This window comes from Dongshaea marina (genome assembly GCF_003072645.1).
Lineage (GTDB): Bacteria > Pseudomonadota > Gammaproteobacteria > Enterobacterales > Aeromonadaceae > Dongshaea > Dongshaea marina.
This window is the reverse complement of the sequence record NZ_CP028897.1, coordinates 4,975,545-5,000,202: the sequence shown is the minus strand read 5'-3', so window position 1 is coordinate 5,000,202 and position 24,658 is coordinate 4,975,545. Positions and strand designations below refer to the sequence as shown.

The following is a 24,658-nucleotide window of genomic DNA, read 5'->3' as shown; positions in this document are numbered from 1 at the left end:
CATGGATCACCCAATAAAAGCACATATCCACCAAGTTATTAACAGCTTTACCCAGAAAAAAGATCCCAGAAAACCAAATGATTCACAGGGTGGATGTGGATAACCACTGATCAAAGCGGTGAATTACTCAAACTTATCCTATGTATTAAATACAGCTCGCCAGGCGCATGTGGATAACAAGGGATTCTATTCGCAACTTGTTCCCCGGAGGATCAGAGCTTATCCACACCAAAGGATCTGAGCTAACATCATGATCTCTATGATCAAAAGAGGGTTTTCCACACGGATCCGCGATCCTAATAAAAGATCCAATAAAAGATCCATATATGATCTTAAGATCTATAACCCCGGATCCACGATCCTTTTTGCCTCGCAGAAATCCGTTTCCCTTTCGGTCACAAACAGATAGAATAACCGGCCCTTTCCTGAGTCTGAGCACTATTCCTGCAAAACGGTTTATTAAACAGAGGTATCTATGCAATATCACGAGCAATTTGACGTGATCGTCGTTGGTGGGGGTCATGCTGGTACAGAAGCCTGTGCAGCAGCAGCGCGCATGGGGATGAAAACCCTTCTGCTGACCCATAACATAGAAACGATTGGCCAGATGTCCTGTAATCCGGCAATAGGCGGGATAGGTAAAGGTCATCTTGTGAAAGAGATTGACGCCTTGGGTGGCCTGATGGCTCACGCAATTGATTGTAGTGGCATTCAATTTCGTACCCTGAATGCCTCTAAGGGACCAGCAGTTCGCGCAACCCGGGCTCAGGCCGATCGCATTTTATATCGTGAAAAGATCCGCACCCTGCTTCAGCACCAGGAAAATCTACAGATATTTCAGCAAAGCTGTGATGATCTGATCCTGGATCAAGACAAGATCCAGGGGTGGTCACCCAGTCCGGAATTCGGATCCTGGCCAAGACAGTGATCCTGACCGCAGGGACCTTTCTCAATGGGCGGATCCACATAGGTTTAGACAACTACCAGGGCGGCAGGGCCGGTGATCCACCCTCGATCCGCCTTGCGGATCGTTTAAGATCCATGCCGTTTCGCACGGATCGTCTCAAGACCGGGACGCCACCGAGGATCGATGCGCGAAGTGTTGATTTCTCTGTGATGGATGCTCAGCCAGGCGATGATCCTGTACCTGTGTTCTCCTTCCTGGGATCCAGGGCGGATCATCCGCAGCAGATCCCTTGTTATATCACCCATACCAATGAGCAGACCCATGAGATTATTCGCGGCTCTTTGGATCGCAGCCCCATGTTCGCCGGGGTGATCGAGGGAGTGGGTCCACGTTACTGTCCCTCCATTGAGGACAAGGTGACGCGCTTTGCGGATCGTAATTCACACCAGATCTTTGTGGAGCCTGAAGGTCTTTCAACCACCGAGCTTTACCCGAACGGGATCTCAACCAGCTTGCCGTTTGATGTGCAGATGAAGATCGTCAGATCCATGAAGGGGTTTGAGAATGCAGTGATCACCCGCCCGGGCTATGCGATCGAGTATGACTACTTCGATCCTCGGGATCTTAGATCCAGCATGGAGAGCAAGTGGATCCAGGGATTATTCTTTGCCGGCCAGCTCAATGGCACCACTGGCTATGAAGAGGCCGGCGCCCAGGGCCTGCTGGCGGGATTAAATGCTGCACTTCAGGTTCAGGAAAAACAGGCCTGGTGCCCGCGCCGCGATCAGGCCTATCTCGGGGTGATGATGGATGATCTTTCTACCCTGGGAACCCAGGAGCCCTACCGGATGTTCACCAGCCGCGCCGAGTATCGTCTGCTGCTGCGTGAAGACAATGCCGATCTACGCCTGACCGAGGCGGGACGAGAGCTGGGGCTGGTTGATGACAGGCGCTGGCAGGCTTTCAATCTCAAGCTGGAAACCATAGAACAAGAGCGGCAGCGACTGCGTGAGACCTGGGTAAATCCAAAGCATCCGGCGGCAGACAAGGTCAATGAGATCCTAAAGAATCCTCTGACCCGGGAAAATAGTCTGGAAGAGCTGTTGCGTCGCCCCGAGGTGACTTACAAGGATCTGGTCGAGATCGAGGAGCTGGGGCAGGGGGTTGACCATAGTCAGGCTGCCGAGCAGGTAGAGATTCAGGTGAAATACGCAGGTTACATTGAGCGTCAGCGCGACGAGATTGAAAAACACCTGCGCCATGAACAAACCGGTCTGCCGCTGGATCTCGATTACCAGGAGGTTCCCGGTCTGTCTTCTGAGGTGATTATCAAGCTTAACAGCGCTAAGCCTGAGACGGTCGGACAGGCCGCGAGGATCTCCGGGGTTACCCCGGCCGCTATCTCTGTGTTGCTGATCCATCTGAAGAAGCGTGGCTTACTGAAAAAGTCGAGTTGATCAATTTCCTGTAAGGGGATTGTGAGTATATTGGTTTTATTTAAGCACTCTGATTAGCAGACGCATTAGTCGCTGTTGCCAGGGTGCTTTTGTTTAAGTGTACCTGTGGAACCTGGCTCGTCACGTAGTGACGGATAGATATCGGGGGAAGCAGACCAAGGATTTTTATCGTGTTACAGAAATTACAATCACTGCTAGAGCAAACATCTTTAAGCCTGACAGACAAGCAGGTTCAGCAGCTTGTGGATTATGTCGGTCTGCTGCACAAGTGGAATAAGGCCTATAACCTGACTTCGGTACGGGATCCCGAGGAGATGCTGGTCAAACACATCATGGATAGCCTGGTGGTATCACCTCTTCTGAGTGGCCAGCGTTTTATCGATGTGGGCACAGGGCCGGGACTGCCGGGGATCCCGTTGGCTATCGCCAATCCGGACAAGGAGTTTGTGTTGCTCGATAGTCTTGGAAAGCGAGTGCGTTTTCTGCGTCAGGTGGTTCACGAGTTGGGGTTGACCAATGTTACCCCGGTCCAGTCTCGGGTTGAGCAGTTCCAACCGGAGCAGGGATTTGATGGTGTGTTAAGCCGGGCCTTTGCATCCATTCAAGAGATGCTATTATGGTGCAAACACCTCCCTTCAAAGCAGGGGGTTTTTCTTGCGCTGAAAGGGGTTGTTCCGGAGGATGAGCTGAATCAACTGAGTGCGCCATTCTCTGTTGAAGCGATCCATCCTCTCGCTGTGCCCTGTTTGCAGGGTGAGCGCCACTTGGTGGTGATTGGATATAACAACTAACCCGATAGGATATGAGGGGGCTAAGTGGGAAAAGTCATAGCAATCTGTAACCAGAAAGGTGGTGTGGGTAAAACGACCACCTGTATCAACCTGGCTGCTTCCATGGCAGCTATGAAGCGCAATGTTTTAGTCATCGATCTGGATCCCCAGGGCAATGCCACCATGGGCAGCGGTGTGGATAAGTACGAGGTGGAGCGCACCGCCTATGATCTTTTGATCGATGAGATGCCACTGGATGAGGTTCGGGTCGAGCAGACCAGTGGCGGTTACCATCTGATTGCGGCCAATGCGGATCTGACTGCGGCCGAGATCAAGCTGATGGAGGTTTTTGCCAGGGAGGTTCGCCTGCGCAACTCTCTGAAACCCTTCCTCGATCAATACGATTACATTTTCATCGATTGTCCGCCCTCTTTGAATATGCTGACGGTCAATGCCATGTCAGCGGCGACCTCGGTGATCGTCCCCATGCAGTGTGAGTATTATGCTCTCGAAGGGATTACTGCCCTGATGGATACAATCGGTAAACTGGCGGCAGTGGTGAATCCGGATCTGCATGTTGAGGGGATTTTGCGAACCATGTTTGACCATCGTAACCGGCTGGCGAACGAGGTATCTGAACAGCTCAAGCAGCACTTCGACTCTGCGGTTTACCGGACCGTGATCCCGCGCAATGTGAGGCTGGCTGAGGCGCCAAGTTTTGGCTCTCCTGCGATGTTCTATGACAAGTCATCTGCCGGTGCCAAAGCCTATCTGGCTCTGGCGTCCGAGATCCTGCGCCGTGAGGAGCAGGGGAAGGCCACACAATCACAAAAAAATGCATCTGCCACCAATAACAAAACCGCTGGCAGCTCCAGGAGTAAGTCCACATCAGCAGAACCAATGCAGGGTGAAGTATGACTCAAAAAAAGCGTGGTTTAGGGAAGGGATTGGATGCCTTGTTGGGAAACAGTAACAAGGCGATGCAAAAACAGTTGGATGACAGTGGCACTGAGCAAAAACCAGCGAAGGTTGAGCCTGCCAAGCCTTTGCAACCCAAAGTGACTGCACAGCCTAAGCTGGTCTCTGCCGGTGAAGATGAGCAGAGCAGCTTGCGTGAGCTGCCGCTGGAGTGGTTAACCCGGGGAAAATACCAGCCGCGTAAGGATATGTCTCAGAGCGCACTGGAGGAGTTAGCCAATTCGATCCGGGCTCAGGGGATTATCCAGCCGATCGTGGTTCGTCCACTGGGCGATGAGCGTTTTGAGATCATCGCCGGTGAGCGTCGCTGGCGTGCGGCTCAGCTGGCTCGTCTGGAGCAGGTTCCCTGTATCATCAAGGATGTGGCCGATGATGCGGCAGTGGCGATCGCCCTCATAGAAAATATTCAGCGTGAAGATCTTAACGCCATTGAGGAGGCGGTGGCCCTGCGGCGTTTACTTGAAGAGTTTGAGATGACGCATCAGCAGCTGGCTGAAGCCGTGGGTAAATCCAGGGCTGCGGTGAGTAATCTGCTGCGCCTTAACCAACTCAATACAGATGTTCAACTTTTGGTGGAACATGGTGATCTTGAGATGGGCCATGCCAGGGCTCTGTTAGCCCTTGAGGGAGAGCAGCAATCTGAAGTTGCACGTCAGGTTGTTCAAAAAGAGCTCTCCGTTAGGGAGACAGAAAGGTTGGTAAAAAAAGTAAAAGAGCCCAAGCAAAACAAGCCGAAATCTCAGCCTGATCCGGATATTGATCGCCTGGCCCGGCGATTAAGTGAACAGTTAGGGACAGATGTCAAGATCCGGGCTCAGTCAAAAGAGCGAGGGAAGCTGGAAATAAGTTATCGTTCGCTACAGGAATTTGACAAGATTGTAAGTAATATTTCACCTTTTGTTGTAACTGAATAACCAGTGGTAACAACCGGTTGTTGTGGTTCATCTTGTTGCAACCCAAGGAAAACAACAGGAAAACGACTGGTTAAGCCTCTTAAAGAGGGCTCTTAGTTTGTTGCAATCGGACTTTGCGGGGGTATAATCGACACCTGCTTGGGAGAGATTCCACTTGAGTGTCATCTCTTCCGTTGATGAGGGGTAATTGGCAGGGCCGTGTTACAGCTAATCTGATTAGCCTGTTGGTTCTTCCTGTTATTCCTGGCAGTGACTTCGCCAGCCGTTGTGATTTAGAGGAAACGTTCTGTTGGATGACAGAAGTCTGTTGCTCTTATCATCAGGCGTCTTCGTGACAGTGCTCGCTAAGATAATTACGCCCAACGGATGGAGCGAAGTGGTTGCGTGGAGCAGGGATCAGAACTAAACGATAAGCAACGATTCGCTGAAGTTTTCCATTCTTCTCTCTTCTTCCCGTCACATGACCAGTACCCTTAGCAGTTTTTAGGGTCACTTTTTGTTGTAAACACAGAACTAGGAAAAACAATGGCTGCACCATTAACTTCCCAGGAATATATTCAGCATCACCTGCACAACCTTGTGCTGGGTGATCCGAATAGTTTCTGGTCGATAAATGCAGATTCCATGTTCTTCTCTGTTGTATTGGGGATCATCTTTTGTGGTCTGTTCTACATGGTTGCCCGCAAGGCGACCAGTGGCGTACCCGGAAAGCTTCAATGCTGTATCGAGATGATTGTCGAGTATGTAGATGATTTTGCTAAAGGGATCTATCACAACAAGAGTAATCTTGTTGCGCCGCTCTCTTTGACACTGCTCATCTGGATCTTCCTGATGAACCTGATGGATCTGATCCCTATCGACTATGTCCCTTATGCCGCGGAAAGCACAGGACTTGTGAAATATCTGCGCATTGTTCCTTCCACTGACGTTAATATCTGTATGGCTCTGGCCCTGGACGTGTTTGTGCTGACTCTGTTCTACTCATTCAAGTTCAAAGGTATATCCGGGTTCATTAAAGATCTGACGTTACAACCTCTGGGTAAACACTGGGCCCTCATTCCGTTTAACTTTCTCCTTGAAGTCGTACAGCTGATCGCAAAGCCGGTCTCGCTGGGTCTGCGACTGTTCGGAAACATGTTTGCGGGTGAGCTCTGTTTTATCCTGATCGCGGCAATGCTGCCTTGGTATGCTCAGTGGATTTTGAGTGTTCCATGGGCAATTTTCCACGTATTGATCATCAGCTTGCAGGCCTTTATCTTCATGGCTCTGACCATCATGTATATCTCGATGGCAGCCGAAGAGCACTGATGTAATTTACTGAAAAATAACGAATAACTTTAATCTGTATATTATTTTAAACTGGAGAGAAATATGGCGACTATTAGCATTGATATGCTCTATATTGCGGCTGCAATCATGATTGGTCTGGCTGCGGTAGGTGTTGCGATTGGTGTGGGTGCGCTGGGTGCAAAATTCCTGGAAGGTATCACTCGTCAGCCGGATCTGATGCCTATGCTGCGTACTCAGTTCTTCATCATGATGGGTCTGGTCGATGCGGTACCAATGATCGCTGTTGCTCTGGGTCTGTACGTGATGTTTGCTCTGACCTAACCCTGGTTCTGGTTCGCAAGTATTTTAGCAGTATTTTGAAGACCCATTTTCGAAGAGGGATTGTGTTGTGAATATGAACGCTACACTCCTCGGCCAGACTATCGCATTTATTATCTTTGTCTGGTTCTGTATGAAGTTCATCTGGCCACCCCTTATGGCAGCGATTGAAAAGCGCCAAAAGGATATCGCCGATGGTCTGGCTTCTGCAGAGCGTGCAGGTAAAGATCTTGAGTTGGCCCAGGCGAATGCCAAAGAGCAGCTAAAAGAGGCGAAAGCTCAGGCTGCGGCAATCATAGAGCAGGCAAATAAGCGCAAGGCTCAGATTGTTGATGAGGCGACTCAGGAGGCTCAGGCCGAGCGAGATAAGATTTTGGCTCAGGCGCAAGCCGAGCTGGAAGCTGAGCGCAATCGCGTGAAAGAAGAGTTGCGCAAGAAAGTTGCCTCTCTTGCCGTTGCTGGCGCAGAAAAGATTCTGGCGCGTCAGATCGATGAAGCTGCAAACAGCGACATCGTAGAGAAAATTGTAGCCGAGCTGTAAGGGGAACGAGCTATGTCTGAAGTGACTACTGTTGCTCGTCCCTATGCCAAAGCAGCTTTCGACTTTGCCGTTGAGAAAGGCACCATCGAACAGTGGATGCAGATGCTCTCCTTTGCCGCTGAGGTGGCTCAGAATGAGACCATTGAAAACCTGATTGGTAGTGCAATCAATGTCGAGAAACTGGCCGATATCTTTGTTCAGGTGTGTGGTGATCAAGTGGATCAGCACGGAAAGAACCTGATTAAGTTGATGGCTGAAAATGGGCGACTGGAAGTGTTGCCTGCGGTCCTCAAGCTCTTTACTGAGATGAAGATCGAACACGAAAAAGAGGTGTGTGCCGAAGTGGTTTCAGCTAAGAAGCTGGATGCGGCACAGCAGAAGAAGATTCTGGCCTCTTTGGAAAAACGTCTCGAACGCAAAGTGAAACTGGACTGTCGTGTCGATCCTTCCCTGATGGCGGGAATGGTCATAAAAGCAGGGGATCTGGTGATTGACGGTAGTGTCCGCAGTCAGCTGGATCGTTTGTCTGAAGCACTTCGGTCATAATTGGGGAAACAAAGAGCATGCAACTTAATTCCACTGAAATTGCTGATCTGATCAAACAGCGGATTGAGCAGTTTGACGTTGTCAGTGAGGCGTGCAACGAAGGTACTATCGTCTCCGTAAGTGACGGTATCATTCGTATTCACGGCCTGGCCGACGCGATGCAAGGTGAAATGATCGAGCTGCCAGGCAATCGTTATGCGCTGGCACTGAACCTTGAGCGTGATTCAGTTGGTGCGGTGGTCATGGGACCATACGCTGACCTGGCTGAAGGCATGAAAGTTAAAGGAACCGGGCGTATCCTGCAGGTTCCGGTTGGTCCAAAACTTCTGGGCCGTGTGGTTAACACCCTGGGTGAGCCGATCGATGGCAAGGGACCCGTTGAAAATGACGGTTTCTCTCCGGTTGAAGTGATCGCACCAGGGGTTATCGAGCGTAAGTCGGTTGACCAGGCGGTTCAAACCGGTCTTAAGTCTATCGACTCCATGATCCCAATCGGTCGTGGTCAGCGTGAGCTGATCATCGGTGACCGTCAGACGGGTAAGACAGCGATCGCCGTTGATACCATCATCAACCAGAAAGAGTCTGGCATTCGCTGTGTGTATGTTGCGATCGGCCAGAAGGCTTCCACCATCTCCAACGTGGTGCGTAAGCTCGAAGAGCATGGCGCCCTGGAAAACACCATTGTCGTAGTTGCATCTGCGTCTGAAGCCGCTGCCCTGCAGTATCTGGCTCCATACTCAGGTTGCTCCATGGGTGAATACTTCCGCGATCGTGGTGAAGATGCGCTGATCATCTATGATGACCTGTCTAAGCAGGCGGTTGCTTATCGTCAAATCTCCCTGCTGCTGAAGCGTCCACCAGGACGTGAAGCTTATCCAGGGGATGTATTCTACCTCCACTCTCGTCTGCTGGAGCGTGCTGCTCGGGTGAATGATGAGTATGTAGAGAAATTCACCGACGGTAAGGTGAAAGGTAAGACCGGCTCTCTGACCGCTCTGCCAATCATCGAGACTCAGGCGGGCGACGTATCTGCGTTCGTACCGACCAACGTAATCTCGATCACCGACGGTCAGATCTTCCTGACCACCGAGCTGTTTAACTCAGGGATCCGCCCTGCGGTTGACCCGGGGATCTCAGTATCTCGTGTAGGTGGTGCAGCTCAGACCAAGATTATCAAGAAGCTGTCTGGTGGTATCCGTACCGCACTGGCTCAATATCGTGAACTGGCGGCATTTGCTCAGTTCTCCTCAGACCTGGACGATGCAACGCGCAAGCAGCTCGATCACGGTCAGAAAGTTACTGAGCTGATGAAGCAGAAGCAGTACAGCCCAATGTCAGTTGCTGAGCAGGCCCTGGTTCTGTTTGCGGCTGAGAAAGGCTATCTCGGCGATGTCACCCTGAAGAAAATCGGTGACTTCGAGGCATCTCTGCTCTCTTACGCAATGACTGAGCATGGCGAGTTCATGGCTCAGATCAACAGCAATCCTGATTACAACGATGAGATCGTAGGCAAGCTGGCAGCTATGCTGGACAGCTTCAAGGCGACTCAGACTTGGTAAGTTGATTGTTCCGGCTGCCTTGAGGGCAGCCTTGTACTAGCGGAGAGAAAGAGATGGCCGGCGCTAAAGAGATACGTACAAAGATCGCGAGTGTTAAAAACACTCAAAAGATCACCAGCGCTATGCAGATGGTTGCGGCGTCGAAGATGCGTCGAGCTCAGGACAGGATGGCTGCCAGTCGTCCCTATTCTGAAACCATTCGTAAGGTGATCGGCCACATCGCGTTGGGGAGCCTGGAATATCAGCACCCCTACCTGGAAGAGCGGGAAGTAAAGCGCGTTGGCTATATCATCATCTCAACCGACCGTGGTTTGTGTGGTGGCCTCAACATCAACCTGTTTAAAGATACGCTGCGTGATATGAAGCAGTGGAACGAACAGGATGCAGGTGTTGATTTTGCCCTGATCGGAAATAAGGCAACCAGCTTTTTTGAAAGGCATGGTGGCCAGGTCAGAGCACAGGCTTCCGGACTGGGTGACCACCCGTCAGTCAGTGACCTGATCGGTACGGTAAAAGTGATGTTGCAAGCGTATGAGCGTGGTGAGATCGACCGGTTGTACCTGGCGTACAACAAGTTTGAAAACACCATGGTCCAGCATCCTACGGTAGATCAGTTGCTGCCACTACCCAAGGCCAAAGATAGTGAGCTGGCGAGACATCGCTGGGACTATATCTATGAGCCTGAAACCGATGCACTGCTGGAGCAGTTCCTGGTTCGTTATGTCGAATCTCAGGTGTATCAGGGGGTAGTTGAGAACCTGGCTTGTGAACAGGCGTCCCGTATGGTCGCGATGAAGGCTGCGTCAGATAATGCTGGCGACTTGATTGAAGATCTGGAGCTTGTATACAACAAGGCTCGTCAGGCAGGCATCACTCAGGAACTGAGTGAGATCTGTGCGGGCGCCCAGGCTGTGTAGGCTGAGTGATTACAAAGGTTTAGAGGATTTAACATGAGTAACGGTACTATCGTCCAGATAATCGGTGCGGTTGTGGACGTAGAATTCCCAGAGGGCTCAGTTCCCCGGGTATACGATGCTCTGAAACTGACTTCCCAGGATCATGAACTGGTTCTGGAAGTACAGCAGCAGATGGGTGGCGGCGTTGTTCGCTGTATCGCAATGGGCGCCTCTGAAGGCCTCAAGCGCGGTCTGGAAGTGGTATCTACCGGTGAGCCGATCAAGGTTCCCGTGGGTACAGCTACCCTGGGTCGTATCATGAATGTATTGGGCACCCCTATCGATGAGAAGGGCCCAATCGGCGAAGAGGAGCGTTGGGGTATCCACCGTGAGGCTCCAAGCTATGAAGAGCAGGCAAACTCCCAGGAATTGCTGGAAACCGGCATCAAGGTTATCGACCTGGTTTGTCCATTCGCTAAGGGTGGTAAAGTCGGTCTGTTTGGTGGTGCGGGTGTAGGTAAGACAGTAAACATGATGGAGCTGATTCGTAACATTGCGATCGAGCACTCAGGTTTCTCTGTATTTGCCGGTGTTGGTGAGCGTACCCGTGAGGGTAACGACTTCTACTATGAGATGAAGGAGTCTAACGTTCTCGATAAGGTATCCCTGGTTTATGGCCAGATGAACGAGCCACCAGGAAACCGTCTGCGAGTGGCACTGACCGGTCTGACCATGGCGGAAAAATTCCGTGATGAAGGTCGTGACGTTCTGTTCTTTGTTGATAACATCTATCGTTATACCTTGGCGGGTACCGAGGTGTCGGCACTGCTGGGTCGTATGCCATCTGCGGTAGGTTATCAGCCAACTCTGGCTGAAGAGATGGGGGTTCTGCAGGAGCGGATCACTTCGACCCGTACCGGCTCTATCACCTCGATCCAGGCGGTTTATGTTCCCGCGGATGACTTGACGGATCCATCACCGGCGACCACCTTCGCCCACCTGGATGCGACCGTGGTACTGTCCCGTCAGATCGCCTCTTTGGGTATCTACCCTGCGGTTGATCCACTGGATTCAACCTCTCGTCAGCTGGATCCTCTGGTGGTTGGTCAGGATCACTATGAGACTGCTCACGCGGTTCAGATGGTTCTGCAGCGCTACAAAGAGCTTAAAGATATCATCGCGATCCTGGGTATGGATGAGCTGTCAGAAGATGACAAGCTGACCGTATCCCGTGCGCGTAAGATTGAGCGTTTCCTGTCCCAGCCATTCTTCGTGGCCGAGGTATTCACCGGTTCACCAGGTAAGTATGTTCCTCTCAAAGAGACCATTCGTGGCTTTAAGGGCATCCTGAACGGTGAGTACGATGATCTGCCTGAGCAGGCGTTCTACATGGTTGGTAGCATCGATGAGGTAGTCGAGAAGGCCAAGGCCCTGTAAATCTCGACGAGGAGAACCCTATGTCACGAATGACCTTCCATCTGGATGTGGTGAGCGCCGAAGAGATGCTGTTCTCCGGAGCGGTCGAATCAGTGAGTCTGACCGGCTTAGAAGGGGAGCTTGGGATCTACCATGGTCACGCGCCCCTGCTGACTCAGATCCGTCCGGGAATGGTGCAGATTGTGCGACTGCATGGATCCGAAGAGGTGATGTATATCTCCGGTGGCATGCTGGAGATCCAGCCTGGTACGGCAACTGTGCTGGCAGATACGGTGATCCGCGCCACTGATCTGGATGAAGCCAAGGCTCAGGAAGCCAAGAAGGCGGCCGAAGACCAGATCAGTAACTCTCACGGCGATATTGAATACGCCCAGGCTGAGGCTGAACTGGCCAAGGCGATCGCTCAGTTGCGAGTTATCGAGTTTACTCGTCAACGGCGTGTCCGTTAATTCGAGCAGCGATATCTGCGGCAAAAGCCAGTCTCCGGACTGGCTTTTTTTATGCCTGTAGGAAAATCTATCTCAATTTAAAAAGGGGCAAGTGAGGACAATTCCGGGGCTGGTATATGGTGAGGTTTGGTTCGAGAGTGCAATGCTGAAGTATGGGCTGAAGATAAGATTTATCGAGACCTAAGAGGAAGACCTGAAATTTTTTAAAAAAGAGCGCGTTTTAAATAGTTTTCTGATGGTTTACAAAAGACTGGCAGAGGGGATTAGTGCTAAGTTTAGCATGATTTATACTTCTCGAGTCTAGCTAAATCAAGTGCTCAAGATAAACCAAGAGAGAGCCAGTATGAAATCCAGATTTCTTTTGTTTCTTCTTTTACTCACATCTGCATCCAGTTTCGCCTCCACTACAAACTATGTCATATTCGGCGATAGCCTGAGTGACACGGACAACTACCCGGAGCCCTCAGATGTTAGCAAACCCAAGTTAGATAACTTTAATCTCTATGTCCCTATTAGCAATCCGGTGCCATCAGAAAAATATGGCACATCCGATCAGCAGGGATACCTGTTTCCAACTCAGGATTTTTTACAGCAGAGTATTGGAGAGCAGGGAGAGATCAAGGGTCAACAAAAGCAGCTCTATAGTATTAATTGGCCTCTATATTTTATATTTAACAAAGAGATCGCTTCAGGTCAGGCGCCTGCACTGACCTCCTGGTATCAGTTACAGAAAAATCCCCCGGGGCAGGTACAAAGTATCAACTACGCTTGGGGTAGTGCTTTAGCCGAAGGAGAGGCAGGGAAGTGCTACCATGACAATGGTTCCGATTATCCAGGCTCCTGCACATCAAGCAGCATCATGCAACAGCGAGCCCTATATCAGGAACACACTCAGGATGGTTCCTATGATCAGCAACATGGCTATAAGTTTGATGATCTTGAGATCCCTAACCTAGCCACTCAGGTTTCGCTTTATCAGGAAGATTCAAAGCGATTTGGTCTCAACAAGGCAGATCAGAAATCCACATATATTATCTATATCGGTGGTAATGACATTGCCAAGTATCTCAAGAGTAAACTGAGTGTCAGTGGGATTAGTATGTTCCTGACGCCTCAGTTCGATAAAAAAGTCCCACAAAAGATCAAAGATCAGGTGGATAATGAGCTCGTCAAGCCATTGGTCGCTTCTGTCCAAACCCAGGTACAGAGACTGATTTCATCAGCTGGCAAGGACGACAAAATTGTGCTGATGACCCTGCCGAGCCTGTCTAACCTTCATGAGGGATATACCTACTGGCATGTACCTGTCGTTGGGGGAAATATTAATCGAATCCTTGATTACGCGGTGCAAAGTTATAATAAGGGCTAGCAGCTATCCCTAATCAGGTAAATAGCAAAGTATTCGTGGTCGATTCAGGAAAAGAGCTGGATACTCTGGCGGCACAAGTGAAGTACAAGGAGGCTATTGATGCTGGCAAGACCTGTATCAATGCGGATTCCGGAGCTTACATTGATCCTAGCCTTGGTCAGAATAATAACTGCCTGACCAGCCCGGAAGAGGATCAGTATTATTTCAGTTGGAATAATGCCCACTATACCTCAGAGGTGAACATGGAACTGGCTCACTACATCTCTCAACAGGCTGCTCTAGGGGGCTAGTTATCTTTTGAGCCTGGCCCATCCTTCTTCGGCTGGGCTTATCACTTCTGGATCAGATAACCCAAGTCTTAAATCTTTACATCTCGGCAGTCTGAAACAGCAAGTTAACCCAGCAAAAACTGGCCAAGGCGATCGCTCAGTTGCGAGTTATCGAGTTTACTCGTCAACGGCGTGTCCGTTAATTCGAGCAGCGATATCTGCGGCAAAAGCCAGTCTCCGGACTGGCTTTTTTTATGCCTGTAAAGGCTTGTCGTCTATTGGAAACAAGGCTTTGCTGGTATGATGAGCCGATAAATTTTAAGCAGTTATAAGCGACTCACTGAGGATAATTATGGCGACCCATGTTGTGATTCTGGCTGCGGGAAAAGGTACCCGCATGAACTCTTCTCTTCCCAAAGTGCTGCATCCTGTGGCTGGCAAACCTATGGTTCAGCATGTCATTGATGCGGTGAGTTCTCTGGGAGTGGCCGGAATTCATCTGGTGTATGGCTTTGGTGGTGATCAGCTTAAGTCACGGATTAGTCAACAGGGGCTTAACTGGGTGTATCAGGCCGAGCAGCTGGGAACCGGCCATGCGGTGGCGCAGGCGGCCCCGGCCATCGCCGATGAGGATGATGTGCTGGTACTCTATGGCGACTCTCCCCTGATTTCGCCAGAGACTCTGGAGCGATTGATTCAGGCTAAGCCACAGGGTGGGATCGCCCTGTTGACCGTTGAGCTTGATAACCCGACTGGCTATGGTCGGATCGTGCGTAACCTGGGTCAGGTGGTTGGTATCGTTGAGCAGAAGGATGCAACCCCTGAGCAGCTGGAGATCCATGAAGTGAATACCGGGATGGTGATCGCCGGAGCCAAAGAGCTCAAGGGCTGGCTGAACAGCCTGAGCAATGATAACGCTCAGGGCGAGTACTATCTCACGGATATCATTGGCATGGCGCACTCAGAGCGCAAAACGATTGCTGCGGTCCACCCAAACAGTGTGGATGAGATCCATGGTGCCAACAACTGTTTGCAACTGGCTGAGCTGGAGCGCCTCTATCAGAAGAGCCAGGCACAACGCCTGATGATGCAGGGGGTTCGCCTGCTGGATCCGGCTCGTTTTGATCTGCGCGGTGAATTGCGTTGTGGTCAGGATGTCGAGATCGATATCAATGTGGTGGTTGAAGGAGAGGTGACCCTGGGAAGCAATGTAACCATAGGTGCCGGATGCGTCCTGAAAAACTGCTCAATTGCCGATAACACCCTGGTGCGTCCTTATAGTGTGATTGAAGATGCGACCGTTGCTGATGATTGCACCATAGGGCCCTTCTCCCGGTTGCGTCCCGGTGCTCAAATGGCCCGTAACTCCCATGTGGGTAACTTTGTTGAGATGAAAAAATCTAGCTTAGGGGAGGGGTCTAAGGCAAATCACCTGACCTATCTCGGGGATTCGACCATAGGCCGTGGGGTCAATATCGGAGCGGGAACCATCACCTGTAACTATGATGGAGCCAACAAGTTCCAGACGGTGATCGAGGATGAGGCTTTTATCGGCTCTGATACCCAGCTGGTGGCTCCGGTGACCATTGGCAAGGGTGCGACCGTTGCCGCAGGCTCTACCATTACCCGCGATGTCGGGGCGGATGAGTTGGTTCTGACCCGGGTTAAGCAGCGCCATATCCAGGGTTGGCAGCGGCCGGTGAAGAAGAAGTAATATTTGCGGTTTGCTGTGGTAGTTGCCGGGAGGTGATTACCACAGCCTGTGAATCAATCTTTAAAAGAGTTGCAGCTTCTTTTTCCAGAAATGGGACATCTCATAGATCATCCTCTGTTCCTCCAGCGAAAGCTGAATAAACCACATCTCGTAGTCTACGGATGCCTCATCCTGACACTCCAAAGTACCTTCATCAATTTCAAAATAGTCGATAAGTATTCTTAACTTACTAATATTGTTTGGCTTTCTGCTCTGCGAGAACCAAGATTGTATGGTTGATAGGCTGATCCCGGTGCTTTTGGATATGGTGTTGAGGGTGATCCCTTTCTTTTGGCGTTCGGCAATCAGTAGTTTTAAGACGCGCTCTATATGCTGCTCACTCATGGTTCTTTCCTGACAAGTGATCGCTGGTTATGAGCAGGGGATAAGCTGTTCAGTGTGATAAGCAACCAGTGCGATCGTGCCTCTCTCGTGACTATGCTAGTTTTAGTGTCTTTGAAAAGCGATTATTCGGTCAATCGGTGTATGATTTTCGTACACCCACAAATTGAATGGCTAACTATAATACAATCCCTGTTGATATCTCAATACTGGGGGCAATTAAATGTATTTAAATAATAAAAAGTAATTAATGTAGTAATTAATATTACACCCGGAGTGATTTAAATATATTTAGATGTTTAATTAAGGAAGTGTTTGTTGTGGTATTGTTGATAGGGGTCAACTTTTTGCGTTTTAGATTTGACACTAAAAAAACTAGTGTTAACATTTCCGGTGTCATTTGAGTAATGGCTTCTCTTTGTTTCGAAACGCGGCTGATTATTTATAGTTGCTGCGTATATTTAAAGCCACCAGGAAGAGGTTGTATGGGTAAACTAAATATTGACTAAGCGGCTGGCCGAACGCCAATTCATTCCAGCCGCCCGTCAAATTTAATAACAGTTAATAATCAACTTGGAATCGAAAATTTGAACTGCTATCTAGTTATATGGTGTTTAAATCATATAACCGAAGATAGTCTATGTTTTTTTACCGATAATGTCAAGGTGACAGGATTTTATTTGCCCTGTTACTGATTGGCTATTCTTTTTATTAAGGTAAAGTCATGGCTATGTCTATTGATTTTCATAAATACATGAAAGTTGCTGTTGTTGCTGATAAAAATAATCTTCAGTTACAAGAGCTGCTATCAACCATCTCAGAAAAAAATTATCAGCTTGCGATTAGTCAAAATTGTGGCAGCGATCTCGTCAAGGATGCTTCCATTGGGGCTTTCATTATCTCAATCGATAGTTCCCGTGTCGATATGGCCCGCGAACTGGTTAAAACGATTCGGGGAAGCGGATGTCAGGCTCCGATCTGGGGAATAGCCGAGCGCTACCCTGTCTCTTCAGTTGGCTCACGGGTTGGCTATCAGGGACTCAGTGAGCTTGAGGGATATATCTACCTTGGAGAGCAAACACCTACTTACTACACAAAGCAGATTCTTGGTAGCCTTCACCGTTATGGCCAAAGCCTGCTCCCACCATTTTTCGGGGCGCTGCTCTCCTATGATGCGGATGCCAATATCGCTTTTGATTGCCCGGGACACCAGGGGGGACAGTTTTATAAAAAATCTCCGGCGGGACGCCTTTTCTTTGAACACTTCGGTGAAACCGTGTTTCGCGATGATCTGTGTAATGCCGATGTTGATTTAGGCGATCTATTGATTCATGAGGGAGCTGCGTGTCGGGCTCAGCAACATGCGGCAAAAGTATTCGGTGCCGATAAAACCTATTTTGTTTTAAATGGCACATCATCATCAAATAAAGTCGTGAATAATGCAGTGCTCAAAAAAGGCGATCTGGTTCTCTTTGATCGAAATAACCATAAATCAAATCATCATGGTGCATTAGTTCAGGCCGGGGCGATTCCTGTTTATCTGCCAGCTGCCCGTAATGCTCATGGTATGGTGGGTGCGATCGACTGGGATGCCCTGGATGAAAATTATCTTCGAGAGCAGATAAAAAATAATCCTCAGGTGAAAGATCCCAAGCGTTATCTTCAGGAGCGGCCTTTCCGTCTGGCAATTATTGAGCTGGCTACCTATGACGGTACTGTATATAACGCAAAGCGGGTGATGGAGAAGATAGGACACCTGTGTGAGTACGTTCTGTGGGATGAAGCCTGGATCGGCTATAACGCATTTCATCCCCTGTTTAAAGACCACAGCCCTATGCGTCTTGAGAACCTGACGCCGGATATGCCCGGGATCTTTTCAACCCAGTCGGTGCATAAGCAGCTGGCGGGCTTCTCTCAGGCTTCCCAGATCCATAAGAGGGATAGCCACCTCAAGGGGCAGGAGCGCTACATCAACCACAAGCGCTTTAATGAGTCTTTCCTGCTGCACGCTTCAACCTCCCCCTTCTATCCTTTGTTTGCCTCGCTGGATGTTAACGCCAAGATCCATGAAGGAAAAAGTGGCCAGATGCTGTGGGATGGCTGCATCGAGCTTGGCATTGAGACCCGCAAGAAGCTCAGGGAGCTGGCCGGGCACTATCGACAGAAGGGGCAGACGCCGCGAGAGCAGTGGTTCTTTGATCCCTTTGTGCCGGATCGGGTCACCATTAAAAACTCTGAGCATACCGAAGATCTGCTTGGGCAGGCCTGGGAAGAGATCCCGACCGAGGTCCTCAAGCAGGAGCAGCAGTGCTGGACCTTTGATCCCAAAGCGAAGTGGCATGGTTATCAGGGATATGCCGAGGGCTATGCCATGGTCGACCCGAACAAGCTGATGCTGCTAACGGCAGGGATTGATCGCAACACCGGTGAGTACCTGGATTTTGGGGTACCGGCGACCGTGGTTGCTAATTTTCTCAGGGAAAATGGCATTATTCCGGAAAAATGCGATCTGAACAGCATCCTGTTCCTGATGACTCCGGCCGAGGATGAAAGCAAGCTCAATACCCTGATCGCCAAGCTGGTGAAGTTCAAGGAGCTCTATGATCGGGATGCGCCCCTGAGTGAGGTGCTACCTAGTCTGTATGCCGCCCATAGCGAGCGTTACGCCGGATACAGCATCCAGCAGGTGTGTGACGAGATGCACCACTTCTATCGTGACATGAATATCAAGGATCTGCAGCGTAAGGCGTTCAGGGCAAGCAGCTTCCCTGAGCAGGCGATCTCGGCCCAGGAAGCGAATCACGCCCTGATTGGCAATGATGTCGACTATGTTGCAATTGAAGATATTAAGGGGCGAATTGCCGCAACTCTGGCTCTCATCTATCCACCGGGGATCGGTATTGTGGTTCCGGGAGAGCGTTGGGATGAAAATGCCCAGCCGATGATCGATTACTTCCTGGCCTTTGAAGATTCATTTAACCGCTTTGCCGGATTTAATTATGAGGTTCAGGGGGTCTATCAGGAAAATGTGGATGGAAGAATTAAGTTTTATACCTACGCAGTACGGGAATAACTAGTTTGTTTTCATAAATAAAAATGCGGAGTCTTATTCGGGGCTCCGCCAAAAATAATTATCTGTTTCCTGACGTTACTGTTTTATAAGGCTTGATTATGTCATCCAATAAAAAAATGGGGCTGATGCAGCTCACTATTATTGTGGCTGTAAATATGATGGGCTCCGGAATTATTATGCTTCCGGCGAACCTTGCTCAGGTGGGTACAATCTCCATGCTTTCCTGGTTAGTGACTGCGGTGGGTTCAATGGCAATTGCCTACGCATTTGCCCAGTGTGGTTTTTTGTGTCCCCGCTCGGGAGGCATGTCTGCCTATGCCGAGGAGGCTCACGGGAAGTCGGCATTTTTTATGGCTTCTTACACCTATTACATCTCACTGGCGATCGCCAATGTCGCCATTGCGATCTCGGCTGTGGGTTATGCGGTGCCCTTTTTTCCCTGGCTGGGATCATCGCCGGTTCATATCTGTATCGGGGTAATTGTGCTGCTTTGGCTGACCAGCTTTGCTAACTTTGGAGGGCCACGTCTGACAGGACGGATCGGCTCAGTTACCGTCTGGGGAGTGATTATTCCGGTTGCGGGCCTGTGTGTGATCGGCTGGTTTTGGTTTAAGCCAGATCTCTTCATGGCGGCCTGGAATCCGCACCACCTGCCATTTGGTCATGCAGTGTCTTCCAGTATCGCTCTGACTCTGTGGGCGTTTTTAGGGATGGAATCCGCCTGCGCTAACTCAGATGCAGTGGATAACCCGAAAAAGAATGTTCCTCTGGCTTGTTTGTTGGGAACCGGCGGGGCGGCGATCATCTACATCCTATCTACTGCCGTAATGCAGGGGATTGTCCCCAATGCCGAGCTTGCCAGCTCAACGGCACCTTTTGGAATGGTGTTTGCCGAGATGTTTAATCCAACTGTGGGTCTGGTTGTGATGGTATTGGCAGTAATCGCCTGTATCGGCTCTTTGCTGGGGTGGCAGTTTACCATCTCCCAGGTCTCTAAGGCCGCGGCCGATGCGGGGATGTTTCCAAAGTTCTTCAGCAAACTTAATCGGGCCGATGCGCCTGTGTTGGGGATGTGCTTTATCGCAGCGGTACAGACTGTGATGGCCCTGATGACCATCTCGCCAAATCTCAACAAACAGTTTGAGGTACTGGTGAACCTGGCGGTCTTTACCAATGTGGTGCCCTATGTGTTGGCCCTGTCTGCCCTGATCTGTATCATGAAAAAATCCGGAATAACGGGGCGGGTCTATCAACGTAACCTCTTGATCTGCATGGTTGCATTGATCTATAGCTTCTATGGCTTGTATGCCGCAGGAATGAGTGCTGTGTTCTGGGGAGCCCTGGTGACGATCGCCGGCTACTTTATCTATGGCTTCAAGGCTTATGATTTTGAGAAAACCACAATTGTGGAATCTGAGATTACAGAGCCTGTGGTAGATCCGGATGAAAAGGAGTTGGATCCTGTTATGATGCTTTGATTTTACGGCTCATCGAGAAGCGGCCCCATGAGGGCCGCTTTATTTTTGAGGGTTTAATTGAGATAAGCCGGATGCACAGCCTGCTTATCCAGATCATGGAAGCCTTCGTCACCGACCTTGAAGGTGAGTTGATTCTCTTTTTTGTTCCAGTCAATGGTGAAGACAAAGTACATATTGAAGTTGCTGTTCTTCCAGTCAGGTACCTTTGCATCCGAACCGAAGCGAGTCATTATCTCTTTGGCGATCTTGACTATCTGTGAGTGCTCCCAGGCCACATAGATGGTTGATGAGTGGTATTTAGACTGGAGTAGTGCCTCGACCAGCTTGTTGTGATCATTAAGGCCGATCCCGACGTTTACCGGCAGTCCCAAGGTGATCGCTGTAGGCTCTATGGTTGCCAGTGGGCGGATGTAGTAGTGATACTGCTTGTCGCCATGATTTTCAAAGTGCTTCACCGCGGGGTTTGGTGCAAAGATGTAATCTGCCCTAGGGAAGTTCTTGGCAAAGAACTCAGGTAGCAACAAAGATCGCTTAAGCCCTGTGACGCTGAGCTGTCCTAATCCTGCTTTGGGTTTTTCTGCGTGGCGGACGATTACTATGGTTTCAATTCCTTTGCCGGGAGCCTTCGGCTGTTGCGGGGAAGCGGCAAAACAGGAGGGAATAAGAAGCAGGCTGGTGAGAACCAGCAGGCTGGCATATCTGAGCGATCGGGTCATTGTAGAGAGTCCTTTATCAATAGATATCCGCATTAAGCGGAGCTGGGACTATCTTAGCCGATTCCGTAAGGACAGTGGGAGAGTAAGTTAAATGGGGGCAAAAATAGTGCTTGGCATGCCACCCTAATTGGCTTTTTGAGTCTGCAGCCAGAATAATCTTCTGTTATCAAAAAATGAAAGCCCGGGATTTTTATGATTTCGCACTTGGATGCAAATGAGTATCATTCTGGTTTATTCCTGATCGAGCACCTTTGATATGACGATACTACTTACTCCCTACCTGTTGCTGATCATGGCGACTCTTGGGCTATGGTTCAAAGACAAACGGATCGCCTGGGGACTCTTTGGGCTAAGTGTGATCGCAGGATTAGTTTTACAGCGTATAACCTGGACTGGTCTGCTGATTCTTTTGATCTCTGTGGCCCTGGGTTGGGTGACCAGTCGTAAAGGTCGCTGCCCTGTTATTGCCTGGAGCCTGTTGCTGTTGCTGGCTTTGGCATCCATTGTCCACCTGCTGCCAGGTTTTAATAACTATTTGTGGCTGGATAATATCCATCTCTCGGATAAAGCCCTGCCGATCAGAACCTGGGTTAATTTTGATAAACCAGCCATCGCTTTCGTGATCCTGGCTTTTTTACAACCCTTTGCTCACAAACTAAGTGAATGGTTGGAGGCCCTTAGGTCCTGGGCGATTATGCTGCCTTCGATCCTGTTGATGATCGCCATTGGCTGGGGGAGCGGGTTTATCCGCCCCGATCTGACACTTCCTTTTTGGCTACCACTCTGGGCCCTGATCAATCTTGTGCTGGTCTGTATCAGTGAAGAGGTGGTGTTTCGTGGGCTGTTGCAGGGACGCCTGCTGACTCCTGTGCTGGGACCAAAGGTTGCACTTGTGGTGGCGAGCCTGGTGTTTGCATTGCCTCACTACCCGGGCGGCCCTGCTCTGGTTGCCCTGGCCTTTGTCAGCGGCCTGTTTTACGGTGGAGCCTATCTCTTGAAGCGACGCCTGGAGGCGGCGATCTTGCTGCACTTTTCGCTCAATATGATCCACTTTATCTTTTTCACCTATCCGGCGGCTCGTTAGCAAGCCCTCTTTCAAGGAGTCATCATGAAAAGAATCCCAGTTGTTATCTTCCTTCTGTTACTCTGTGGTGTATCACGGGTCTCTTTTGCAAAGGGTGAGGCCTCGCCTTTGCAATGTGCCACTCTTGCCGGAGACTGGGTTGGAAGTTTTTCCGGAACAGTCTCTAAAATCACTCTCAAGCCAACCGCGAACAAAGGTCAGTTCAGGGTGAGTTATCTTACCCATGGCAGGGAGCAGTCTAACCTGGTGCAGTGTCTCGATAACCAGCAAAGCTTTGGCCAGCTAGTGCTGGTTTTCGAGCCGAAGTTCGGTGGTCACTGCCTGGGGTACTATGAGCCAAAATCACATGCCTTGTGGTCGGGCTGCCTGGGCAGCGGGCAAAAGATGATCTCCGGCTGGTACAAGCGGGTTGCCAAGACTGAACTGGGATGATGCAGTCAGGGCCAGAAGTGACTATCACTGCTGGCCCCGATATCGGATTCATCAATTATTTTTCAATTACCTGTGATAGCTCGTCACGGTTGATCTGACGATAATTACCCTGTGCATCCTCGTAGGTGATCATCCCGGTATCCGAATCTATCTCGGGCTTTCCCTGAGAGACCAGAGTTTGGCCATTCTTGGTGGTCATCACGTATTGGCTGGAGCAGCCTATCAGTGTCAGAGCAAGTAGCATGGCACAGGCTCCGGCAGTAATATTTTTTACCAACATCTTCGTTACTCCTTCCTAAGTGAATCTAGAGCAGTCAACCTGGTAACCCCATCTGCCAGGAATACATCCTTAGAGGGATAAAGATTACCAGAGCTGATGTCGCCCCATTCGCTGTCTGTCAGGTCATGGAGGTAAATTCAGGTTAGCTCAAAGAATAGCCAGCACAAAGACTCATAACTAAACCTGGATTTGAAGCAGCTTGTTGAGATTCAGCCGACCTCGAGAGTCTTGCAAGAAAAAAGAGATCCAGAATCAAAAGGGCGATCAAGCGGCATTGCAGTCGACAGAGGATTCAAAAAACTATCGGTGTCACCCGGGGGGGCGTTTAACCCCGGTGAAATGGAGGGCCTCTTTGTTAGCTGCGTAGCATAGCCATGATTTTCAATAAACATGGATTTGGCCCGGCTAAATAACTGTTCCAAAGAGTAGATCACTTGAGGCAGCTGTTGAATTGTGAATGAGCAGACCCTCTGCGTCAGGGATGACGCGGTGGATCTTCCATGGATGGATTCATAGCGTGTCTGCGGTCACACATCAACAGATGCAGCAGTAATAGGATCAGCTATTTAGGTTAAGAAAGCCGCATGGGTTAAATGATTAGTGAAGCTGATCTTGTATAATTTGGCTACTATTAGTTTTTATGTGGCATTTATCATACTGACAGTCTGGTTTTGCATAGATTGTCTGAGTCGGATTGATGAGAAAAATAGGCTTGCATTCGGTTTTCCTACAGCACAGGTTCTGGCTTTGATAGGTGTTTATTATCCCTCTATTTTTATGGTGCTCCTCAATAGGCGTTTAGTAAATAATTGATAATTTAGTAATGAAAACTTGCAGCAACATGTCACCGGGTGTTATTTTGATTTGGTCGTGGGTGGATAATAAAAATTTATATTGTTTTTTTTGTGAGCCTGATAACTCATATGTAATAGATATTGATTTATTAAATCAAATCAGTTGAGACGTAACCTATGCGTCCAGGTAATAATTGGTTTTAATTATATGCTTATAGTTTTGTTGAACATTAATCTAAGGATTAGAAATGAAGACTATAATAATATCCCTTATCTTTTTGCCCGCTCTTTGTTTTGCATCAAGCAACTCCCACCTAACCATCAGTTGTGAAGCTGTCGGTGGCTGGTCTATGGCTTGCTCAGTTGGTTTTCCTGCAATCACAAAGGTCAATATAGATGTATATTGCGAGCAGCAATCTAATCGGATGGCGACCAGGGGTGAAAGCAAAAAAAGTGGTGATACTAAGGTATTGCATTTTACGGCAAACATTCCAGCAGGGAAGAGTTCCTATACCCTTAACAATATCCGACTTTGTGCTGGTGATGACTATAAATACACAAAAGCATCATTCACCACGAATGGGATCACCTATTCAGCCAATTATCACTTTCATAATTACCATAATGTATGGTTTCGGGTGTTCCCAAAAACACAGTACGACCCCTGTTGGATCTTGCTTCACAAAAGTGGCTCAAATGGATCAGGAGGCGTTGCGGATACATCGACTTGCTTAGAGCCTGAAGCATGAATGGGGTTAGATAACTTTTGAACTAGCTCAACTCATGCATTTTGCTTGTGGTAAAGCAGGAGGCTATGAACACCGGCTCAATCTAAAGACAGGGATACAGGGTGCATTCCCCTGATTATCCCAAGTCTAGAGCATTTTCTCCATAAATGGAGCCAATGCTGTAATTAATCTCAGGCTTTACACGCTGACTCGCAATACCATCCCTGGCCGCTCTACTGCAGCGTCCTTGTTGTCGAAGGTCAGCTTAGCAAAGCCTG

21 protein-coding genes and 2 pseudogenes are annotated in these 24,658 nt (G+C 49.4%); 20 read left to right on the top strand and 3 right to left on the bottom strand.

Annotated features, from left to right (window positions below):
* Positions 1–475 precede the first annotated feature (475 nt).
* From mnmG to glmU, 15 genes and pseudogenes are all read left to right on the top strand, one after another.
* Positions 476–2,364 (top strand): annotated as a pseudogene (gene mnmG, locus DB847_RS23470) (tRNA uridine-5-carboxymethylaminomethyl(34) synthesis enzyme MnmG).
* Positions 2,365–2,534: 170 nt separating this feature from the next.
* On the top strand, positions 2,535–3,155 hold the full coding sequence (gene rsmG / locus DB847_RS23465) for a 16S rRNA (guanine(527)-N(7))-methyltransferase RsmG (protein ID WP_108652839.1): 621 nt from the start codon (positions 2,535–2,537) through the stop codon (positions 3,153–3,155).
* 24 nt (positions 3,156–3,179) lie between these two features.
* Positions 3,180–3,944 (top strand): annotated as a pseudogene (locus DB847_RS23460) (ParA family protein); the annotation flags it as partial.
* 104 nt (positions 3,945–4,048) lie between these two features.
* Positions 4,049–5,026, top strand: coding sequence for a ParB/RepB/Spo0J family partition protein (locus tag DB847_RS23455; RefSeq protein WP_108652837.1), 978 nt, complete (start codon positions 4,049–4,051; stop codon positions 5,024–5,026).
* Positions 5,027–5,551: 525 nt separating this feature from the next.
* Entirely contained in the window at positions 5,552–6,334 is a 783-nt protein-coding gene (gene atpB / locus DB847_RS23450) for a F0F1 ATP synthase subunit A (RefSeq protein WP_108652836.1), read from the top strand.
* A 63-nt stretch (positions 6,335–6,397) separates the two neighbouring features.
* Entirely contained in the window at positions 6,398–6,637 is a 240-nt protein-coding gene (gene atpE, locus DB847_RS23445) for a F0F1 ATP synthase subunit C (protein WP_108652835.1), read from the top strand.
* A 67-nt stretch (positions 6,638–6,704) separates the two neighbouring features.
* Entirely contained in the window at positions 6,705–7,175 is a 471-nt protein-coding gene (gene atpF / locus DB847_RS23440) for a F0F1 ATP synthase subunit B (protein ID WP_108652834.1), read from the top strand.
* Between the two features lie 12 nt (positions 7,176–7,187).
* Positions 7,188–7,721 carry a F0F1 ATP synthase subunit delta gene (atpH, locus tag DB847_RS23435; protein ID WP_108652833.1) on the top strand — a complete coding sequence of 178 codons (534 nt, stop codon included), beginning with the start codon at positions 7,188–7,190 and terminating at the stop codon, positions 7,719–7,721.
* Between the two features lie 17 nt (positions 7,722–7,738).
* Positions 7,739–9,280 carry a F0F1 ATP synthase subunit alpha gene (gene atpA, locus DB847_RS23430; RefSeq protein WP_108652832.1) on the top strand — a complete coding sequence of 514 codons (1,542 nt, stop codon included), beginning with the start codon at positions 7,739–7,741 and terminating at the stop codon, positions 9,278–9,280.
* Between the two features lie 53 nt (positions 9,281–9,333).
* Positions 9,334–10,197, top strand: coding sequence for a F0F1 ATP synthase subunit gamma (atpG, locus tag DB847_RS23425; protein WP_108652831.1), 864 nt, complete (start codon positions 9,334–9,336; stop codon positions 10,195–10,197).
* Positions 10,198–10,230: 33 nt separating this feature from the next.
* The gene (gene atpD, locus DB847_RS23420) at positions 10,231–11,613 is read left to right on the top strand and encodes a F0F1 ATP synthase subunit beta (RefSeq protein ID WP_108652830.1); all 1,383 of its coding nucleotides are present in this window, start codon (positions 10,231–10,233) and stop codon (positions 11,611–11,613) included.
* A gap of 20 nt (positions 11,614–11,633) precedes the next feature.
* Positions 11,634–12,062, top strand: coding sequence for a F0F1 ATP synthase subunit epsilon (locus DB847_RS23415; protein WP_108652829.1), 429 nt, complete (start codon positions 11,634–11,636; stop codon positions 12,060–12,062).
* Positions 12,063–12,405: 343 nt separating this feature from the next.
* Complete coding sequence (locus DB847_RS23410; RefSeq protein ID WP_108652828.1) at positions 12,406–13,431, top strand: SGNH/GDSL hydrolase family protein; 1,026 nt, start codon at positions 12,406–12,408, stop codon at positions 13,429–13,431.
* 35 nt (positions 13,432–13,466) lie between these two features.
* Entirely contained in the window at positions 13,467–13,721 is a 255-nt protein-coding gene (locus DB847_RS23405; RefSeq protein WP_108652827.1) for a hypothetical protein, read from the top strand.
* Positions 13,722–14,052: 331 nt separating this feature from the next.
* On the top strand, positions 14,053–15,414 hold the full coding sequence (gene glmU / locus DB847_RS23400) for a bifunctional UDP-N-acetylglucosamine diphosphorylase/glucosamine-1-phosphate N-acetyltransferase GlmU (RefSeq protein WP_108652826.1): 1,362 nt from the start codon (positions 14,053–14,055) through the stop codon (positions 15,412–15,414).
* 60 nt (positions 15,415–15,474) lie between these two features.
* Here glmU and DB847_RS23395 read toward each other — a convergent pair whose 3' ends face one another.
* Complete coding sequence (locus DB847_RS23395; RefSeq protein WP_108652825.1) at positions 15,475–15,798, bottom strand: helix-turn-helix domain-containing protein; 324 nt, start codon at positions 15,796–15,798, stop codon at positions 15,475–15,477.
* Positions 15,799–16,519: 721 nt separating this feature from the next.
* Here DB847_RS23395 and speC point away from each other — a divergent pair.
* The gene (gene speC, locus DB847_RS23390; protein WP_108652824.1) at positions 16,520–18,868 is read left to right on the top strand and encodes an ornithine decarboxylase; all 2,349 of its coding nucleotides are present in this window, start codon (positions 16,520–16,522) and stop codon (positions 18,866–18,868) included.
* Positions 18,869–18,966: 98 nt separating this feature from the next.
* Positions 18,967–20,346: a putrescine-ornithine antiporter gene (gene potE / locus DB847_RS23385; RefSeq protein WP_108652823.1), complete on the top strand. Its 1,380-nt coding sequence runs from the start codon at positions 18,967–18,969 to the stop codon at positions 20,344–20,346.
* 53 nt (positions 20,347–20,399) lie between these two features.
* On the opposite strand, the gene DB847_RS23380 is transcribed toward potE, so the two are convergent.
* The gene (locus tag DB847_RS23380) at positions 20,400–21,062 is read right to left on the bottom strand and encodes a hypothetical protein (protein ID WP_108652822.1); all 663 of its coding nucleotides are present in this window, start codon (positions 21,060–21,062) and stop codon (positions 20,400–20,402) included.
* A 256-nt stretch (positions 21,063–21,318) separates the two neighbouring features.
* Here DB847_RS23380 and DB847_RS23375 point away from each other — a divergent pair, with 256 nt between their 5' ends.
* Both DB847_RS23375 and DB847_RS23370 read left to right on the top strand, forming a co-directional pair.
* Positions 21,319–22,146, top strand: coding sequence for a CPBP family intramembrane glutamic endopeptidase (locus tag DB847_RS23375; protein ID WP_108652821.1), 828 nt, complete (start codon positions 21,319–21,321; stop codon positions 22,144–22,146).
* Positions 22,147–22,170: 24 nt separating this feature from the next.
* On the top strand, positions 22,171–22,578 hold the full coding sequence (locus DB847_RS23370) for a hypothetical protein (RefSeq protein ID WP_108652820.1): 408 nt from the start codon (positions 22,171–22,173) through the stop codon (positions 22,576–22,578).
* Positions 22,579–22,633: 55 nt separating this feature from the next.
* Here DB847_RS23370 and DB847_RS23365 read toward each other — a convergent pair whose 3' ends face one another.
* Entirely contained in the window at positions 22,634–22,858 is a 225-nt protein-coding gene (locus DB847_RS23365; RefSeq protein ID WP_108652819.1) for a YgdI/YgdR family lipoprotein, read from the bottom strand.
* Between the two features lie 1,042 nt (positions 22,859–23,900).
* Between DB847_RS23365 and DB847_RS23360 the strand changes: the two genes are divergently transcribed.
* Complete coding sequence (locus DB847_RS23360) at positions 23,901–24,401, top strand: hypothetical protein (RefSeq protein ID WP_108652818.1); 501 nt, start codon at positions 23,901–23,903, stop codon at positions 24,399–24,401.
* Positions 24,402–24,658 lie beyond the last annotated feature (257 nt).

Bases quoted from the DNA above. Each gene is read 5' to 3' on its own strand.
- DB847_RS23455 (WP_108652837.1), top strand. From the start codon at position 4,049: ATGACTCAAAAAAAGCGTGGTTTAGGGAAGGGATTGGATGCCTTGTTG.
- atpB (WP_108652836.1), top strand. From the start codon at position 5,552: ATGGCTGCACCATTAACTTCCCAGGAATATATTCAGCATCACCTGCAC.
- atpE (WP_108652835.1), top strand. From the start codon at position 6,398: ATGGCGACTATTAGCATTGATATGCTCTATATTGCGGCTGCAATCATG.
- atpH (WP_108652833.1), top strand. From the start codon at position 7,188: ATGTCTGAAGTGACTACTGTTGCTCGTCCCTATGCCAAAGCAGCTTTC.
- atpA (WP_108652832.1), top strand. From the start codon at position 7,739: ATGCAACTTAATTCCACTGAAATTGCTGATCTGATCAAACAGCGGATT.
- atpG (WP_108652831.1), top strand. From the start codon at position 9,334: ATGGCCGGCGCTAAAGAGATACGTACAAAGATCGCGAGTGTTAAAAAC.
- atpD (WP_108652830.1), top strand. From the start codon at position 10,231: ATGAGTAACGGTACTATCGTCCAGATAATCGGTGCGGTTGTGGACGTA.
- DB847_RS23415 (WP_108652829.1), top strand. From the start codon at position 11,634: ATGTCACGAATGACCTTCCATCTGGATGTGGTGAGCGCCGAAGAGATG.
- DB847_RS23410 (WP_108652828.1), top strand. From the start codon at position 12,406: ATGAAATCCAGATTTCTTTTGTTTCTTCTTTTACTCACATCTGCATCC.
- glmU (WP_108652826.1), top strand. From the start codon at position 14,053: ATGGCGACCCATGTTGTGATTCTGGCTGCGGGAAAAGGTACCCGCATG.
- DB847_RS23395 (WP_108652825.1), bottom strand. From the start codon at position 15,798: ATGAGTGAGCAGCATATAGAGCGCGTCTTAAAACTACTGATTGCCGAA.
- speC (WP_108652824.1), top strand. From the start codon at position 16,520: ATGGCTATGTCTATTGATTTTCATAAATACATGAAAGTTGCTGTTGTT.
- potE (WP_108652823.1), top strand. From the start codon at position 18,967: ATGTCATCCAATAAAAAAATGGGGCTGATGCAGCTCACTATTATTGTG.
- DB847_RS23380 (WP_108652822.1), bottom strand. From the start codon at position 21,062: ATGACCCGATCGCTCAGATATGCCAGCCTGCTGGTTCTCACCAGCCTG.
- DB847_RS23375 (WP_108652821.1), top strand. From the start codon at position 21,319: ATGACGATACTACTTACTCCCTACCTGTTGCTGATCATGGCGACTCTT.
- DB847_RS23370 (WP_108652820.1), top strand. From the start codon at position 22,171: ATGAAAAGAATCCCAGTTGTTATCTTCCTTCTGTTACTCTGTGGTGTA.
- DB847_RS23365 (WP_108652819.1), bottom strand. From the start codon at position 22,858: ATGTTGGTAAAAAATATTACTGCCGGAGCCTGTGCCATGCTACTTGCT.
- DB847_RS23360 (WP_108652818.1), top strand. From the start codon at position 23,901: ATGAAGACTATAATAATATCCCTTATCTTTTTGCCCGCTCTTTGTTTT.